Origin of the sequence: Streptomyces sp. NPDC018019, assembly GCF_044327805.1 — a bacterium.
Taxonomy (GTDB): Bacteria; Actinomycetota; Actinomycetes; order Streptomycetales; family Streptomycetaceae; genus Streptomyces.
Genome location: NZ_JBIRGD010000021.1, coordinates 78,411 through 95,281, shown reverse-complemented (window position 1 = coordinate 95,281; position 16,871 = coordinate 78,411). Strand labels below are relative to the sequence as shown.

Annotated in this window: 15 protein-coding genes; 8 read left to right on the top strand and 7 right to left on the bottom strand. The window is 74.6% G+C overall.

What is annotated here, in order from left to right; genetic code table 11:
- Positions 1–2: 2 nt before the first annotated feature.
- From ACH4FX_RS29865 to ACH4FX_RS29855, 3 genes are all read right to left on the bottom strand, one after another.
- Entirely contained in the window at positions 3–680 is a 678-nt protein-coding gene (locus ACH4FX_RS29865; RefSeq protein WP_398484145.1) for a GntR family transcriptional regulator, read from the bottom strand.
- 260 nt (positions 681–940) lie between these two features.
- A complete protein-coding gene (locus ACH4FX_RS29860) occupies positions 941–2,299 on the bottom strand; it encodes an aspartate aminotransferase family protein (RefSeq protein WP_398484143.1) in 1,359 nt (452 codons plus the stop codon).
- Between the two features lie 277 nt (positions 2,300–2,576).
- A complete protein-coding gene (locus tag ACH4FX_RS29855) occupies positions 2,577–3,125 on the bottom strand; it encodes a hypothetical protein (RefSeq protein ID WP_398484141.1) in 549 nt (182 codons plus the stop codon).
- Positions 3,126–3,312: 187 nt separating this feature from the next.
- Between ACH4FX_RS29855 and ACH4FX_RS29850 the strand changes: the two genes are divergently transcribed.
- Positions 3,313–4,113, top strand: a complete 801-nt coding sequence (locus tag ACH4FX_RS29850; RefSeq protein ID WP_398484139.1) for a response regulator — start codon at positions 3,313–3,315, stop codon at positions 4,111–4,113.
- A 2-nt stretch (positions 4,114–4,115) separates the two neighbouring features.
- A complete protein-coding gene (locus ACH4FX_RS29845; protein WP_398484137.1) occupies positions 4,116–5,510 on the top strand; it encodes a sensor histidine kinase in 1,395 nt (464 codons plus the stop codon).
- Between the two features lie 154 nt (positions 5,511–5,664).
- Here the strand turns inward: ACH4FX_RS29845 and ACH4FX_RS29840 are convergent, their stop codons facing one another.
- The gene (locus ACH4FX_RS29840; RefSeq protein ID WP_398484135.1) at positions 5,665–6,504 is read right to left on the bottom strand and encodes a polyphosphate polymerase domain-containing protein; all 840 of its coding nucleotides are present in this window, start codon (positions 6,502–6,504) and stop codon (positions 5,665–5,667) included.
- The gene (locus ACH4FX_RS29835; protein ID WP_398484134.1) at positions 6,501–7,172 is read right to left on the bottom strand and encodes a DUF4956 domain-containing protein; all 672 of its coding nucleotides are present in this window, start codon (positions 7,170–7,172) and stop codon (positions 6,501–6,503) included. The genes ACH4FX_RS29840 and ACH4FX_RS29835 overlap by 4 nt, the downstream gene beginning before the upstream one ends.
- Positions 7,173–7,403: 231 nt before the next feature.
- On the opposite strand from ACH4FX_RS29835, the gene ACH4FX_RS29830 reads away from it, so the two are divergent.
- The 3 genes from ACH4FX_RS29830 (at position 7,404) to ACH4FX_RS29820 (ending at position 10,665) form a co-directional block, all read left to right on the top strand.
- On the top strand, positions 7,404–8,135 hold the full coding sequence (locus ACH4FX_RS29830) for a DJ-1/PfpI family protein (protein ID WP_398484132.1): 732 nt from the start codon (positions 7,404–7,406) through the stop codon (positions 8,133–8,135).
- Positions 8,132–8,647 (top strand): MarR family winged helix-turn-helix transcriptional regulator, encoded by a 516-nt coding sequence (locus ACH4FX_RS29825; RefSeq protein WP_398484130.1) that lies wholly within the window; start codon positions 8,132–8,134, stop codon positions 8,645–8,647. The genes ACH4FX_RS29830 and ACH4FX_RS29825 overlap by 4 nt, the downstream gene beginning before the upstream one ends.
- Positions 8,648–8,877: 230 nt before the next feature.
- Entirely contained in the window at positions 8,878–10,665 is a 1,788-nt protein-coding gene (locus ACH4FX_RS29820; protein ID WP_398484128.1) for a serine/threonine-protein kinase, read from the top strand.
- A gap of 140 nt (positions 10,666–10,805) precedes the next feature.
- Here the strand turns inward: ACH4FX_RS29820 and ACH4FX_RS29815 are convergent, their stop codons facing one another.
- Entirely contained in the window at positions 10,806–12,092 is a 1,287-nt protein-coding gene (locus tag ACH4FX_RS29815) for an adenylosuccinate synthase (RefSeq protein ID WP_398484126.1), read from the bottom strand.
- Positions 12,093–12,327: 235 nt separating this feature from the next.
- On the opposite strand from ACH4FX_RS29815, the gene ACH4FX_RS29810 reads away from it, so the two are divergent.
- Positions 12,328–13,275: a hypothetical protein gene (locus ACH4FX_RS29810; RefSeq protein ID WP_398484124.1), complete on the top strand. Its 948-nt coding sequence runs from the start codon at positions 12,328–12,330 to the stop codon at positions 13,273–13,275.
- A gap of 24 nt (positions 13,276–13,299) precedes the next feature.
- Here ACH4FX_RS29810 and ACH4FX_RS29805 read toward each other — a convergent pair whose 3' ends face one another.
- Complete coding sequence (locus ACH4FX_RS29805; RefSeq protein WP_398484122.1) at positions 13,300–13,827, bottom strand: GbsR/MarR family transcriptional regulator; 528 nt, start codon at positions 13,825–13,827, stop codon at positions 13,300–13,302.
- 101 nt (positions 13,828–13,928) lie between these two features.
- On the opposite strand from ACH4FX_RS29805, the gene ACH4FX_RS29800 reads away from it, so the two are divergent.
- Positions 13,929–14,873, top strand: coding sequence for an ATP-binding cassette domain-containing protein (locus ACH4FX_RS29800; protein WP_398484120.1), 945 nt, complete (start codon positions 13,929–13,931; stop codon positions 14,871–14,873).
- The gene (locus ACH4FX_RS29795; RefSeq protein WP_398484118.1) at positions 14,870–16,510 is read left to right on the top strand and encodes an ABC transporter permease; all 1,641 of its coding nucleotides are present in this window, start codon (positions 14,870–14,872) and stop codon (positions 16,508–16,510) included. The genes ACH4FX_RS29800 and ACH4FX_RS29795 overlap by 4 nt, the downstream gene beginning before the upstream one ends.
- The last annotated feature ends 361 nt before the right edge of the window (positions 16,511–16,871 follow it).

The following is a 16,871-nucleotide window of genomic DNA, read 5'->3' as shown; positions in this document are numbered from 1 at the left end:
TGCTAGCAGGGACCACCGACGAGGGCGAGGGAGTGCTCGTTGTACTCGCGCACCAGCCGCTGCGCCTCGGCCAGGTCGTGCCGGACGACGGCGCCGACCAGGTCCCGGTGACCGTGCCACAGCCGGCCGCGCAGATCCGTCTCGCGGCGCAGCAGCGGTACGGCGAAGACCCAGCTCTGCACCCGCACCCGGTCCAGGAAGTCACTGATGTACGGGTTACCCACCAGGCTGCCCAGTTCACGCCAGAAGCGCAGGTCGTAGCCGATCAGGACGTCCAAGTCGCCCGCGCGCGCGGCCCGTTCCGCCTCCTCGGCGCGGCGCCTGACGGACATGAGCACCGCGGGGGGCGCGGTGCTCAGCGCACGCTCCGCGCGGGTGCGGAAGATGCCCTCGACGATCAGGGTGCGGGCCTCGACCATGGCCCGGTAGTCGGCGGCCGTGAACGCGTGCACCCGGAAGCCGCGGTGCTGCTCGACGTCCAGGAGCCCCTGGGCGCACAGGTCGAGCAGGGCCTCGCGCACGGGCGTCGCGGAGACCCCGTACTGCTCGGCGATCTCCTTGACCGTGAACTGGTGTCCGCAGGGCAGCCGCCCGGCCAGCACCTCGTCGCGCAGCGCGTCGGCGATCTGCTGGCGCAGCGTGTTGCGCCGTATGACTCCGCTGCCTGGGCCGGCGGGCATCGTGTCCGTCTCCTTCGGCGGCCTCGTGGGCCGGCTGGTCCGTACGACCGCATGCGAGGAGAGCGGCCCTGGCCCTCACGATAGGCGAGGGGGACGGGCGGGGCGACGATGGTGCGGGGGCAGGCCCGGGACGGGCGGGCCTGCTGGGGCCCCCGGCGGGTGCCGGGGGACTGGGGCGAATGGGCCTCGGACGGACGGACCCCGGTCGGACGGCCTCGGGCGGCTGCCGGGAGCCTCGGCGGCCGGAGCGGCGTCCCGTCTCAGACCGTGTGGGCGTCCGCCGCCGTCAGCGCCGCGTCGAGCGCGGCCAGGCCCTCCTTGGCCTCGGCCTCGGTGATGGTGCAGGGCGGCACGACGTGGGTGCGGTTCATGTTCACGAAGGGCCACAGGCCGCCGCGCTTGCAGGCCGCCGCGAACTCCGCCATCGGGGCGCCCGCCGCGCCGGACGCGTTGTACGGGACCAGCGGCTCGCGGGTCTCCTTGTTCCTGACCAGCTCCAGCGCCCAGAAGACGCCCAGCCCGCGCACCTCGCCGACCGAGGGGTGCCGTTCCGCGAGGGCGCGCAGCTCCGGCCCGATGACCTTCTCGCCGATCTCCGCGGCGTTCTCCACGATCTTCTCCTCGGCCATCGCGTTGATCGTGGCGACGGCGGAGGCGCAGGCCAGCGGGTGGCCGGAGTAGGTCAGGCCGCCCGGGTAGGGGCGCCGGTCGAAGGTGGCGGCGATCTCGGCGGAGAGGGCGACGCCGCCCAGCGGTACGTAGCCGGAGTTGACGCCCTTGGCGAAGGTCAGCAGGTCCGGCGTGACACCGAAGTGGTCCGCGGCGAACCAGCGGCCCGTACGGCCGAAGCCCGCCATGACCTCGTCCAGGATGAAGACGATGCCGTGCCGGTCGCAGATCTCGCGGACGCCGGCCAGGTAGCCGGGCGGGGGGACCATGATCCCGGCGGTGCCGGGCACGGTCTCCAGGATGACCGCGGCGATGGACTGCGGTCCCTCGAACGCGATGGTGTCCTCCAGGTGGGCGAGGGCGCGCTCGCACTCCTGGGCCTCGTTCTCCGCGTGGAAGGGCGAGCGGTACGGGAACGGGCCCCAGAAGTGCACGACACCGGCCGAGGCGGTGTCGGAGGGCCAGCGGCGCGGGTCGCCGGTCAGGTTGATCGCGGCGGCGGTGGCGCCGTGGTACGAGCGGTAGGTGGAGAGCACCTTGGCGCGGCCGGTGTGCAGCCGGGCCATGCGGACCGCGTTCTCCACGGCCTCGGCGCCGCCGTTGGTGAAGAAGATCTTGTCCAGGTCGCCCGGGGTGCGTTCGGCGACCAGCCGGGCGGCCTCGGCCCGTACGTCCACGGCGAAGCCCGGCGCGATCGTGCACAGCTTCCCGGCCTGCTCCTGGATCGCGGCGACGACCTTCGGGTGCTGGTGGCCGATGTTGGTGTTGACCAGCTGGGACGAGAAGTCGAGGTAGCGGTTGCCGTCGTAGTCCCAGAAGTACGAGCCCTCGGCGCCGGCGACCGGCAGCGGGTCGATCAGGCCCTGCGCGGACCAGGAGTGGAAGACGTGCGCGCGGTCGGCGGCCTTCACCGCCGCGCCGGCTGCCGGGTCGGGTTGCGTCGTGGTCACGGTCTCCACCTCGGATCGCTCGGGCCCACCCGGGGACACGGAAGGGCGGACGCCCTCAGCCTAGGGATCAGCGCGCGGCCGCAGGTACCGACACTGTGTATGGCGCTCAGCACGGGCGCGGACAGACTGTCGGTGGGGCTGTAGGAAACTCCAGGGCGGGCCCGGTGGCTCGGGGACGGGCCCCGCAGCTCACGCGGACCCCGGCGGCTCACGGGCCCTGGCGTCTCAAGAGGCAGGCCCCGGCCGCTCACGGGCCCCGGCGTCTCAAGGCGGCGGCTCAGTCGTCGTCATCGTCGTCCGGGGCCGATGCGGCCTGCGGGCGGCCGTCCGCCGTACAGCGCAGCGTGTACGTGTGATCGTCCCCGGCGTGGTCGTCGAGCGGCTCGAACTCGATCGCGGCGGTGGCGGCCGGCCCGCGCCGTACGTCGTCCGCGCGGTAGCCGGTGGCCGGGCTCCAGACCGTGAGATAGATCCGGCCGTCCGTACGGCACTCGGCGGTGGCGCTGCCGCCGGCCAGCCGGACCGTGCCGCCGGCCACGGGACGGGCCGGGGAACCGGACGGGGAACCGGGCGACGAACCGGTCGCGGCCGGGCCGGAGGGCGTACCGGAGGGGGCGCCCGAGGACGTGCCCGAGGAGGGCTCCGGTGCCGGTGAGGCGGCGCGGGCCGCGGCGAGCTTGTCCCGTACGGCGCCGTCGTCCAGCGGGACCGCCCGCGCGTTGCGCCCGCCGGTGTCGGCGCTCGCCAGGGACCAGGCACCGAGGGCGCCCGCCCCGGCCACCGCACACACCCAGGCCGCCGTCGCCGCCACACTGCGCCACGCCATCGCGCGTCCCTCCTGCCGTCCTGCCGCGCGCCCCGGGGAGCCGTACGGCCTGCGATCACCGTCCCGGCCACCCTCCCGCACCCATTCCTAACGTCCGGTTAAGGCCCGGACAAACCCCTGGCCCGGCCGCCGCCGACGCCCCGCGTCGTCTCCCGCGGCGGCACCCGGCCTGGTTACGGTGACGGGCATGTCCCACCTCCTCGTCGTCGAGGACGACCCTCAACTGCGCGGTGCGCTGCTGCGCGCGCTGCGCGACCGCGGCCACGCCGTGGCCACCGCGGCGACCGGCATGTCCGGCCTGGACGCCGCCGTGACCGACCGTCCGGACCTCGTCGTCCTGGACCTCGGGCTGCCGGACGTGGACGGCGCGCAGGTGCTGCGGATGCTGCGGGCGGTCAGCGACGTACCGGTGATCGTGGCCACCGCGCGCGACGAGGAGCCGGACATGGTCGCGGTCCTCGGGGACGGCGCCGACGACTACATCGTCAAGCCGTTCGGGGCCGCCCAGCTGGACGCGCGTATCAAGGCGGTGCTGCGCCGCCTCGGCACCGCCGCGCCGGAGCCCGCGCTGCGGGTCGGCGGTCTGCTGGTGGACACCGCGGCGCGCGAGGTGTCCCTGGACGGGGCGCCGCTGGACCTCACGCCCCGGGAGTTCGACCTGCTGGCGTATCTGGCGCGGCGGGCCGGGCAGGTGATCTCCCGGCGGGAGCTGCTGGCGGAGGTGTGGCAGCAGCCGCTGGGCGGCGCGGACAAGACGGTGGACGTCCATCTGTCGTGGCTGCGCCGCAAGCTGGGCGAGACGGCGCAGCATCCGCGCTACCTGCACACGGTCCGTACGGTGGGGGTCAAGCTGGCGGCCCCGGACCCGGCGGACGGACCGGATCTGCCGGACCTGCCGAATGGGCCGGACGGACCGGACGGACCGGACCTGCCGAACAGGCCAGGCGGACCGGACCTGCCGGACACGCCGGCCCCGGCCGGGCCGTAACCATGCGCCGCAGCCTCCTCCTCCTGACCGCCGCGACCACCGCCCTGGTGCTCGCCGCCCTGCTGGTGCCGCTGGCCCTGCTCACCCGCAGCCACGCCGCCGACCGGGCCACCGCCGACGCCACCTCCCGCGCCCACTCGCTGGCCACCGGCGTCGGCCAGGCGCTGGCCGGTGCGCGGGGCGGCGGTCCCGGCGCGGCCCCGGACGCGCACCGGGCCGCCGCGGGCATCGTCGACTCCGCCAACGGCCCCGGCCTCCCCCGTACGTCCGTCGTGCTCGCGGACGGCACCGTGCTGGGGCCCGCCACGCCCGTCACCGACGCGGTCCGGCTGGCCCGCTACGGCCGGGCGTTCACCTACGAGCCGCCGGGCGGGGGCCGGACCGTGCTGGTGCCGGTCCAGGGCGTGGCGGGCGGCACCGCGGTCGTCCTCGTCGCGCTCACGGAGGACCAGCTGTACGCGGGCACGCTGGCCTCCTCGCTGGAGATCGCCGGGATCGGCGCGGCGCTGGTGCTGCTCGGACTGCTGGTCGCCGACCGGCTCGGCGCCCGCCTCGTCGGCTCCGCCCGCCGGCTGTCCCAGGTCGCCGACCGGCTGGCCGCGGGCGACCTGGCGGCCCGTGCCGAGCCCTCCGGGCCGCCCGAGCTGCGCGCGGTGGCGCGCGAGGTGAACCACCTGGCCGACCGCATCGACGGCTTCCTGACCGCCGAACGCGAGAACGCGGCCGACCTCGCGCACCGGCTGCGCACCCCCGTCGCGGTGCTGCGCCTGGACGCGGAAGGGCTGCGCGACCCGGCGGAGGCGGAGCGGATCGCGGCGGACGTGGCGGCGCTGGAGCGCAGCGTCGACGAGGTCATCCGTACGGCGCGCACACCGCTGCGCGAGCCCGTGCGCACGGTGGCGACCGCCCGGAAAGGACCGGCCCCGGTCCCCGCCGCGCAGCGGCCCGCCCATGCGGACCTGGCCGCCGTGGCCCGCGAACGCGCCGACTTCTGGCGCCCGCTGGCGGAGGACCAGGGCCGGGAGCTGGGCTTCGCGGCCCCCGGCGGCCCGGTCCCCGTACGGGCCGACCCGGCCGGTCTCGCCGCCGCCGTCGACGCCCTGATCGGCAACGTCTTCGACCACACCCCGGACGGCGCCGGCCTGCGCGTCACCGTCGCCCGGGAGGACGCGGGCACCGGCCGTCTGACCGTCGAGGACGACGGGCCCGGCTTCCCCGCGGGCCACGTCCCGGAGCGCGGCCGCAGCGGCGGCGGCTCGACGGGCCTGGGCCTGGACATCGTGCGCCGGGCGGCGGAGGAGGCGGACGGCTCGCTGGAGTGCGGCACGGCGGCCGGCGGCGGCGCCCGCGTCACGGCCCGCTTCGGTACGGCGGCCGAGCCGGACCGCAGCGCCTGAGAGGCCGTCAACCGGCCGGTCGTCGGACAGCCGGCGGACAGCCCGTGATCGACCAGCGGTGGATCAGCCGACGGCCTGCCGACGGACACCCCGTGGCCGATCAGCGGTCGATCAGCCGATGGTCAGCCATGGACAACCAGCGGTCGAGCAGCGGTCAACCAGCGGTGACCCGCATACCGGTGGCGGGCCCGCCGGCCCCCGCTCCCGGGAACGCCATCCGCACCGCACGCCGCCACTGGTTGTCCGTCAGCCCCGGGCGCAGCGCGGCCAGCGCCCCGCAGTACTTGGTGAACTCGGCGGCGCGCAGCCCGTAGGTGTGCAGCAGCCGGTCCGCGTCCGTCAGGTGGCCGGTGACCGCGGTCTTGGTCTCGACCAGGACCAGGCCGCCGTCGGCCCGTACACTGCGGCCGGTGCCCGCGTCCCGGCAGACCAGGGCGGCGTCGCAGGTGATGCGCTGGTCGTCGGCGACGAATGTGGCGCGCCGGTAGTCGGTCACCAGCGACGGCACCAGGTACTCGGGCGCGGCGATGCCGTACGTGCCGTGCAGGACGGCGGCCAGGAAGCCGCGCGGGCCGCGCCCCAGCGTCGCCTCGCCGGGCAGCAGTGGCCGCCGCCGCTTGACCGTCTCGCCGCGCCGTCCCTTGAGCTTGATCTCGAACTGCCGCTCGCCGGAGTCCTCGTACAGCCGCTCGCGGATCTTGTAGCGGTACCGCCGTCCCTGCCGGTGGTCGTGGAAGGCCCGCAGGTCGGGCGTGTCGTAGTAGACGGAGTGGTAGCCGAACCAGCGGCGGCCGTTGATGCACAGCGCGTGGTACGGGCCGCCCGGCCGGTGCGGGTCGGTCAGCCGGGCCGCGAAGTCCGCGAAGATCTCGACCGGTACGAGGTAGCTGTGGTCGATGCGGGCCATCAGCTCCGCGCGGGCCTGGAGTTCGGAGAGGGTTATCGGGCGCGCGGCCATGGCGGCGCGGGCGATGGCCCGTACGGCGGGAATCACACGGTCTCCTCGGACAGGGGACGGGGCTGCGGATGCGCGGGGGAACGGGTGATCGTGCGGGGCCGGCTGCGGTGGCCGCGCTGTGAGGTCGTACGAGCGGGCCTGCCGAAAGGTTCCGGCAGGCGGAAGCGGACGTCCACCACCATCAGGTCCCGGACATAGTCGACTTCCTTGACCGTCCAGTTGAGCGGCTCGCCGAGCCGGCGCACCAGCTCCTCGTGGAGGGAGCGGTTGTCGGTGTGCACGACGTCGAGGGTGACGACGGTGCGGCAGGTGCGGGACATCAGACGCGGGTGGTCGGCGCCGTACATGACCACGAGGAGCAGTACGGCGAACGATGCGGCGATGCCGAAGTCCAGGTGCGGCAGGCCGCACAGCAGGCCGAGGACCAGGGTCGTGAAGTAGTAGGCGACCTCCTCGTGCTGGATCGAGTCGGAGCGCAGCCGGATGATCGACAGCACGCCGAACAGACCGAAGCCGAGCGCCGTGCCCCCCTCGCCGACCTGGGCCAGCGCCGAGACGACCGCGAACAGCGCGACGTTCAGCGCCAAGTAGGCGGGCACCAGGTCGCGGCGCCGGTGGCGCGGGTAGTAGATGGCGAACGTCAGCACGCTCACCGCGGCGAGGTCGAGCACGAGGTGGGCGGCCAGCTGCCCCAGTGTCTCCATGGCGCGTCTCCTGTCGGTCGCTGATCGGTACGCGTCAGACGCTAGGAACGGACGGGTTAACTCCACCCCTCCCCGCGGGTTAACGCGTCCCCGCGGGTTGACACACCCGGCCCACCCGGACGGCGGATACCCGGCCACCTCTTTGACAGCCTTCTGCCATTACGACAACATGCTGTCATCGGGCCTCGCGCCGCACCCCGCGGCCCGGCCCGCTCACCAGGGGGAGTCACCATGACCCGTCCGACCGCCCGGCCCCGCGCCACCGTCCACCTCGCCGTCTACGACACGCTCGCCGACTGGGAGTACGGCCACGCCACGGCCCACCTGCGCACGGGCCACGCCTTCCGCGTCGGCCGCACCGGCTTCGACGTCGTGACCGTCGGCCTCGCGGACGGACGTCCGGTGACCACCATGGGCGGCGCACGGATCACGCCCGACCTCGCGCTCGACGCCCTCGCCCCCGAGGACAGCGCGCTGTTGCTGCTGCCCGGCGCCGCCCTGTGGGACGCCGGAGACACCCTCGCCCCGTTCGCCCGCAAGGCCCGCGCGTTCCTGGACGCGGGCGTCCCGGTCGCCGCCATCTGCGGCGCCACCGCCGGACTGGCCCGCGAGGGACTGCTCGACGACCGTACGCACACCAGTGGCGCCGCCGACCACCTCGCCGCGCAGGACGGGTACCGGGGCGGCGAGCACTACCGGGAAGCCGCCGCGGTGCGCGACCGCGGGCTGATCACGGCCGGGCCCACCGAGCCGGCCGCCTTCGCCCGGGAGATCTTCGCCGAACTGGACGTGATGGAACCGCACGTGCTCGACGCGTGGTTCCGGCTCTTCCGGCACTCGGACGCGAGCGCCTTCCCCGTCCTGATGGCCGCGGGCCAGGCGGCGGAAGAGGCGGCGGAAGAGGCGGCGGAAGAGGCGGCGGAAGAGGCGGCGGAAGAGGCGGCGGAAGAGGCGGCGGCGTGACCGTACCGGAACCGGCCACCGGGGCCGACCACACCCCGCCCACCGAACCCGCCCCCAATGGCCCCACCACTCCCACCGCCCCCGAACTCCTCAGCCGCACCGCCCTCGGTGTCTTCCGCCTCAACGGCCAGTTCCTCGGCGTGTCCGAGAGGCTGGCGCGCCCGGCCGGGCTGACCACCGCCCGGTGGCAGGTGCTCGGCGCGGTGGCGGGCGGGCCGCTGCCCGTCGCCGGGATCGCGCGGGCGATGGGCATCACCCGGCAGAGCGTGCAGCGGGTCGCGGACCTGGTGGTGGCCGAGGGGCTGGCCGAATACCGGCCCAACCCCGCCCACCGGCGGGCCAAGTTGCTCGCCCTCACCGACGACGGTCTGACCGCTTTGCGGCGAATCACCCCGGATCACGGCGCGTTCGCCGCCGAGCTGTCCGAACAGCTGGGCGGACCGGCGGAGTTCCGCGCGGTCATGGAGGCGGTGGAGACGCTGTCCCGGGCGCTCGATAACCTCGGTCACTGAGTTCTCGCCCGCGTCCTGCCCGCCGTCCCGAAGCCCGCTCCCGGCCCACCCGGCCGCCCGACCCCTTCCGCCACGAGCCTCGCGCCACCACGCTGGGCCACGGCCGGTACGGCCACCGGGGAACCGAACCGAAACCGGCGGCGTCGTCCAGAACGTTCGCGTCTGCGGCACCGTCCCCGCAGGGCACGTCCGGGAGCACAGGGCGAACAAGGTGAAAGGGCAAGCGGAACGTGAATGAGCGCGCAGAGCGCGGCCGCCTCGGGCAGCTCGGCCCCCAGGACCCGCCGCGGATCGGGGCGTACCGGCTGCTGGGCCGGCTGGGCGAGGGCGGCATGGGCCGGGTCTACCTCGCCCGCTCCGACCGGGGCCGGACGGTCGCCGTCAAGCTGGTCAAGACCGAACTGTCCGGCCAGGACGACTTCCGGGCCCGGTTCCGGCACGAGGTGCAGGCCGCGCGGCGGGTCGGCGGCGAGTGGACGGCGCCGGTCCTGGACGCCGACACCGAGGCCGAGACGCCGTGGGTCGCCACCGGCTACATCGCGGGCCCCTCGCTCCGGCAGGTGATCACCGAAGGCCGTACGCCGCTGCCCGAACGCTCCGTACGCATCCTCGCCGGCGGCCTGGCGGGCGCGCTGCGCAGCATCCACGCCGCCGGCATCGTGCACCGCGACCTGAAGCCGTCCAACATCCTGCTCACCATCGACGGCCCGAAGGTCATCGACTTCGGCATCGCGCGGGCGCTGGAGGCGGTGACCGTCGGCGGCGGGCTGACCCGCACCAACCAGGCCGTGGGCTCGCCCGGCTTCATGTCGCCCGAGCAGGTGCGCGGCCGGCCGGTCACCCCGGCCACCGACGTCTTCTGCCTCGGCTCGGTGCTGATGTACGCGGCAACCGGGCGGCTGCCGTTCAGCGGGGCGGACAGCGGTGTGCACGCGCTGATGTACCGCATCGCCCAGGAGGACCCCGACCTGACCGGGCTGCCGTACGGGCTGCACAGCCTGGTCGCCGCCTGCCTCTCCAAGGACCCGGCGCAGCGCCCGACGCCGGACCAGCTCATCGCGTACACCAGGTCCGACGACGACGGGCAGGAGCCCTGGCTGCCGGGCTCGCTCATCGCCGAGCTGGGGCGGCACGCGGTCGAGCTGCTCGACGCGGAGAACCCGAACGGAGCGTACGAGGCGCCCGACGGGACATACGAGGACCCGGACCGGTCGCGGACGAACGGTGACCGTTCGTGGGAGAACGGCGACCGGTCCTGGGAGAACTCCGACCGGTCCTGGGACCGTCAGGCCGCCGCCCAGGAACAGTCCCCCACACCTGCCCCGGCCACCGCTCCGGCTCCCGCCGCCGGCCCGGCCGGCCCGTCCCCGTACGCACCGGCCCACGCGCCCACACCCCCGCCGGCCGGCTCCGCCGCCTCGCCGCCGCGCTCGGCCACCGCCGCCCACGCCCACAACCGCCGCCGCAAGGGCCACACCGGTCACGCCGGTCACGCCGGCTCCGGCCGCACGAGCCGCCGCCGCACCGCCGGGATCGCCGCCGCCCTCGGTCTCGGCCTCGCCACCGCCGGCATCGGCATCGCCTACCTCCTGTTCAGCCCGGAGGACGGCGACGGGACGCCCGCACAGGCCGACGGCGGCACCGTGGCCGCGGCGGACGGCAAGGTCGGCGCGGCGGCCGGCAAGGAGCCCGGCGGCATCCCGCAGAAGTTCCTGGGCGAGTGGGAGGCCAGGAGCGCCAAGGGCGGCCCCGGCTACCGCTTCACCCTCACCCAGGGCGCGGTCGGCGACACCGTCATGTCCATGCAAGCGAACGGCGCCACGTTCCACTGCGAGTTCAAGGCCATCCTCATGAACCCCGGCCCGCCGCTGCGCCTCGGCCCGACCACCGTCGTGGCGGGCCCGGCGACCAGTTGCAGCGCGGGCGCCCCCAGCACCCTGCGCCTCCAGCCCGACGGCAAGCTCCGCCGCGTCTTCGACAACGGCAAGCCGACGCTCACGTACACGAAGAAGGGCTGAGGGCACCGCCCCCGGGAACGGAAGCCGCGTCCCGCTCCGGTCGGAGCGGGACGCGGCTCACCTGCCGTCGTCGCGATGGACGGGCGGGACCGCCGCCGGTCCCGGCAGGCCCTTCGGGCCCGGCAGACCGGTCGGACCCGTCAGTCCAGGAACGAGTTGATCTCGATCGTCTCGTCCCGGCCCGGGCCGACGCCGATCGCCGAGATCGGGGCGCCCGACATCTCCTCCAGCGCCTTGACGTACGCCTGCGCGTTCTTCGGCAGCTCGCCGAAGGTCTTGGCCTTGGTGATGTCCTCGGACCAGCCCGGCAGCGTCTCGTAGATCGGCTTCGCGTGGTGGAAGTCGGTCTGGCTGTACGGCAGCTCCTCGACGCGCTTGCCGTCGATCTCGTAGGCGACGCAGACCGGGATCTGCTCCCAGCCGGTGAGCACGTCCAGCTTGGTGAGGAAGAAGTCGGTCAGGCCGTTGACGCGCGTCGCGTAGCGGGCGATGACCGCGTCGAACCAGCCGCAGCGCCGGTCGCGGCCGGTGGTCACACCGCGCTCGCCGCCGATGGTGCGCAGCGCCTCGCCGTCCGCGTCGAACAGCTCGGTCGGGAACGGACCGGCGCCGACCCGGGTGGTGTACGCCTTGAGGATGCCGATGACCCGGCTGATCTTCGTGGGGCCGACCCCCGCACCGGTGCAGGCGCCGCCCGCGGTCGGGTTGGAGGAGGTCACGAACGGGTAGGTGCCGTGGTCCACGTCGAGCAGCGTGCCCTGGCCGCCCTCGAAGAGGACGACCTTGCCGTCGTCGATCGCATTGTTCAGCAGGAGGGTGGTGTCGGCCACGTAGTCCCGGATCTGGTCCGCGTAGCTGAGCATCTCCTCGACGACCTGCTCGGCGACCACCGCGCGGTGGTTGTAGAGCTTGGCCAGCACCTGGTTCTTGAAGTCGAGGGCCGCCTCGACCTTCTGGTGCAGGATCGACTCGTCGAAGAGGTCCTGCACCCGGATGCCGGTGCGGTTGATCTTGTCGGCGTACGTCGGGCCGATGCCCCGGCCGGTCGTACCGATCTTGCGCTTGCCGAGGAAACGTTCCGTGACCTTGTCGACGGTGATGTTGTACGGCGTGATCAGGTGCGCGTTGCCGCTGATCACCAGCTTGGACGTGTCGACGCCGCGCTCGTTGAGTCCGCTCAGCTCGGAGAGCAGGACCGCCGGGTCGACGACGACACCGTTGCCGATCACCGGGGTGCACCCCGGCGAGAGGATTCCGGAAGGGAGAAGGTGCAGCGCGTATTTCTGGTCGCCTACGACAACCGTGTGACCGGCGTTGTTGCCGCCCTGGTAACGCACCACGTAATCGACGGATCCACCGAGCAGATCGGTGGCCTTTCCCTTGCCCTCATCACCCCACTGAGCACCGAGCAGCACAAGTGCGGGCACAGGCGTACACCCCTTCCGGGCGGGGCATGTCCAACGTGCGCGAGGCCGTATGCGTGCGGTTGCATGCGTACGACATCGCTGGAGCCGTCGAACCGGTGCCCCGGAATAGACGAAGCCCCTGGCGCAATAGCGCAAGGGGCTCTTGCACCGAGATGCTACCTGAGGAAGGACCGAGGTGTCGGCGCAGCCTTCTGGGCACTCCCTCCCGGACGGGGTACGGGAACACCCTCTGCTCGTGGTCATCGACCCGGCCGCCCGCAGCGCGGACGGCGAGTCCGTACGGATCGCCAAGGACGTCCTGTGCGCGGGCGCGGCCACGAAGATCTGCCTTCCGGACGGTCCCGAGGAGTACGCGCGGGCGCTCGCCCGCCGCGGCCATCGCCGCCCCGTGGTGATCGGGGACGACCGGGCCCTGCTGCGGGCCGTGGCACTGCTGCACAAGGAGCGCGAGCTGGGGCGGGTGGCCCTGGCGATCGTGCCGGTGGGCGCGCCGGGCGCGGTGGCGCTGTCCCGGGCGCTGGGCGTGCCGACGGACACCGTCGCCGCGGCCCGTACCGTCCTGGACGGTACGGAGCAGAGCCTGCACCTGCTCACGGACGACAGCGACGGCATCGTGCTCGGCGGCCTGGACATCCCGTCCCAGACGGCTGCGGGCGGGCGGCCCGGCCGCCGGGAGCGCACCGGTGGGCGGGGCCTGCCGCGGCCCCGCGAGAGCGCGGACGGGGCGGCCCTCGACGCGGTCCCGCCCCGCGTTCCCGAAGCGGGCCCGGGGGCGGACATCCGCCCGGACACCGCCGCGGCGTGGTGGCGCGTACCGCTGCGCAGGGCCCGCGCGGCCCTGGCACGGCTGACCGCCCGGGCCCGCCCGGCCGCCGGAGGCCACGCCGGCGCCCTCGGCCACCGGCTGCGGGTCGAGGCGGACGGCGTGGTGCTGGCGGACCTGGACCGGCCGGTGCGGTGGGTCTCGGTGACGCCGGGCGAGGGCGCGGACGGCGGCGGGCTGGCCGAGGTCGTCGTCCACTGGCAGGCGGCCGAGCCGCCGGTACGGGCCCGGGCTCGGGCGGTGACCGTGTCCGGCGCCGACTTCCGCTACCGGGCGGACGTGGCGGTCGGCGGCCCGGTCAGGACCCGTACGTGGACGGTGCAGCCGGACGCGTGGCGGCTGACGCTGCCGCACGGCTGACGCGCGGGCGCCCCGTCCGGTGCCTCAGCCTTCGCGCCCGGGCTGCCGCGCCCGGTGCTCGCGCCAGCGGTCCAGCATCGCGACCAGCTCGCCCTGCATGAACTCGAAGAACTCGACGGTCTCGGCGACCCGGGCGCCGGCGGGCGTGTCGGGCCCGAGCATCTCGGCGCCCTCCCGCAGCACTTCCTCCCAGCGGGACAGGACCTTGTCGCGGTTGCCCAGGCTCTCGTACCAGAGCTCGCTGTAGAGCCGGTAGCGGTCCCGGCGGGTGCCCGGTTCGCGCTCGCGGCGGACCATGTTGACCTGCACCAGGTAGCGGACCGCGCCGGAGACGGCGGCCGGGCTGATCTGCAGTTGTTCGGCCAGTTCGGCCGAGGACAGGGCGCCGGAGTCGGACGCGAGCAGCGCCGCGAAGACCCGGGAGGCCATCCGCTGCATGCCCGCCTCGGTCAGCTCCGCCGCGAAGCGCTCCACGAACCGGGAGACCGCCTCCTCGTCCCGCTCCCGGGTCCCGTCCTGGTCCTCGCGCCGCTGCGCCGCCTGCTCGCTCACCGTCTCATCCTCTCCCCTGCTCCCCCGGCCCGGAACTCCGCCACGATTTTACACGATTCCTTAACTTCACAAGTTTGTGAAATCAGCGTACTTTCAGAAACATGACGAAGGCAATCACGGTGTCCGGCCTCCGCAAGGCGTTCGGCCGGACCCAGGCGCTGGACGGTCTCGACCTCGACGTCGAGGCGGGTGAGGTGCACGGCTTCCTCGGCCCCAACGGCGCGGGCAAGTCCACGACCCTCCGCGTCCTGCTCGGACTGCTGCGCGCCGACGGGGGTGGCGCGCAGCTGCTGGGCAAGGACCCGTGGCGCGACGCGGTCGCCCTGCACCGACGGATCGCGTACGTCCCCGGGGACGTCACGCTGTGGCGCAACCTCTCCGGTGGCGAGGTCATCGACCTCTACGGGCGGCTGCGCGGCGGCCTGGACCGGGCCCGCCGGGCCGATCTCCTGGAGCGCTTCGAGCTGGACCCCGCCAAGAAGGGCCGGACGTACTCCAAGGGCAACCGTCAGAAGGTCGCCCTGGTCGCCGCGTTCGCCTCCGACGTGGACCTGCTCATCCTCGACGAGCCGACCTCCGGGCTGGATCCGCTGATGGAGGAGGTCTTCCAGGACTGCGTCGCCGAGGAGCGCGACCGCGGCCGTACGGTGCTGCTCTCCAGCCATGTGCTGTCCGAGGTCGAGGCGCTGTGCGACCGCGTCAGCATCATCCGCAAGGGCCGCACCGTCGAGTCCGGCTCCCTCGCCGACCTGCGGCACCTGACCCGTACGAGCGTGACCGCCGAACTGGCCGGCGCGCCCGACGGGCTCTCCCGCCTGCCCGGCGTGCACGACCTCGGCATCCAGGGCCACCGGGTCCGCCTCCAGGTGGACACCGACAAGCTGGACGCGGTGCTGCGCTCGCTCAGCCGGTCCGGGGTCCGCAGCCTGACCAGCACCCCGCCGACGCTGGAAGAACTGTTCCTGCGCCACTACCAGGACGGCACCCGGGGCGCCCAGGCCCCGGCGCCCGCCGCCCCGGCGCCCGGAAAGGCGGCCCTGCGATGACCGCCGTACCGCTCCCCGCGGCCGTCCGCACCGGCGGCTCCCGCGACCTGGCCGGCACCGGCACCCTGCTGCGCCTGGCCCTGCGCCGCGACCGGCTGATGATCCCGGCCTGGGTGGTGCTGCTCGGGCTGACCGTCGTCGGCATGAGCAGCGCCCTCGAAACGCTCTACGACACACCCGCCAAGCGCGCGGACGTGGCCAGTTCGATGACCGGCAACGGCTCGCTGCGCGCCGTCTACGGCCCGGTGTTCAGCGACTCCCTCGGCGGCCTGACCGCCTGGCGCATCGGCGGCATCGCCGCGCTGCTGGCCGGCGTGATGAGCCTGCTGATCGTCGTGCGCCACACCCGCGAGGAGGAGGAGACGGGCCGCCAGGAGCTGCTCTCCGCGGCCATGGTCGGCCGGCGCGCCCCGCTCACCGCCGCCCTGCTCGCCGCGCTCACCGCCGATGCCGCGCTGGCCCTGCTCATCACCGCCGGACTGGCCGGTGCGGGGCAGCCGGCGGGCGGCTCGCTCGCCCTCGGCCTCGCCGTCGGCGGCACCGGCCTGGTCTTCGCGGGACTGGCCGCGGTCACCGCCCAGCTCACCGAGAGCGCGCGGGCCGCCAAGGGGCTGGCCGGGGCCGTACTGGGCGCGGCCTTCGTCCTGCGGGCCGCGGGCGACGCCGCCACCGAGGACGCCTCCTCCCCGCTGACCTGGGCCTCGCCCATCGGCTGGGCCGAGCACCTGCGCGCGTTCGCCGGCGAGCGCTGGTGGGTCCTGCTGCTCTTCCTCGCCGGTACGGCCGTCACGGCCGGCGCCGCGTACGCGCTCACCGCCCGCCGCGACCTCGGCATGAGCTTCCTGCCCGCCCGGCCGGGTCCGGCCCGCGCGCCCGCCTCCCTGAACGGCCCCACCGGCCTGGCCTGGCGGCTCCAGCGGACCGCCCTGTTCGGCTGGTCGGCCGGCTTCCTGCTCGCCGGCGCCGTCTTCGGCGGCATCGTCGACGGCGCGTCCGACCTGGTCGGCGACAACGCGCAGACCCGCGAGATATTCCAGCGGATGGGCGGGCAGCAGGGGCTGTCCGACGCCTTCGTGTCCGCCCTGACCGGCATGCTCGGCATGGTCGCGGCGATCTACGCGGCGGGCGCGGTGCTCCGGCTGCGCGGCGAGGAGACCGGCGACCGTGCCGAGCCGGTGCTGGCGGGCGCCGTCGGCCGGCTGCGCTGGGCAGCCGGTCACCTGGCCGTCGCCTTCGGCGGCACGGCCGTCGTGCTGCTCCTGGGCGGCCTGGGCCTCGGCCTGACGTACGGCCTGACGGCCGGTGACGTGGGCGGGCGGCTCGGCCCCGCGGTGGGCGCGGCACTCGCCCAGGTCCCGGCGGTCTGGACGCTCACCGGCCTGGCGGTGCTGCTGGTCGGCGCGCTGCCCAGGGCCGCGGCCGTCACCTGGGCCGTGGTCGGCGGCTGCCTCGGCATCGGCTGGGTGGGCCCGGCCGTCCGGCTCCCCCAGTGGGTGATGAACCTGTCGCCGTTCGGCCACCTCCCGAAGCTGCCGGGCGACGAGGCCACCGCGGCACCGTTCCTGTGGCTGCTCGCCCTGACGGCGGTGTGCGTGGCGGCGGGCCTGGCAGCGCTGCGCCGCCGGGACATCGGCTGACCCGGGCGGCCCGCCTCACGCGCGGCGCCGGAGCCGCGGCGGACTCCGGCGCCGCACTCCCCGTACGCCTGATGTGCCGTACGGCGGGAGCGATTCCCGTCCGGGGGCGTACGCCGGTCCGGCGCCCGCGCTCCCGATCCGCTCCAACTGGTAGAGACCTCATACCGCCACCGCTGATCCGTGAGCGCCCCGGAAAGACCAGTGGAGCGGGAGTGGGGCATTCCGCGCCCCTGTGCTCCGCACCACGCCACGGGACGCGGTTGTCCGCGTTTGCGGCGGGGCACAAACCCGGCGAGCGGCGATGGCGGCGCGGAAAGCACCGGCACGCCGCGGTTTCATGCCCAAGGGCGGGCGGAGGTGT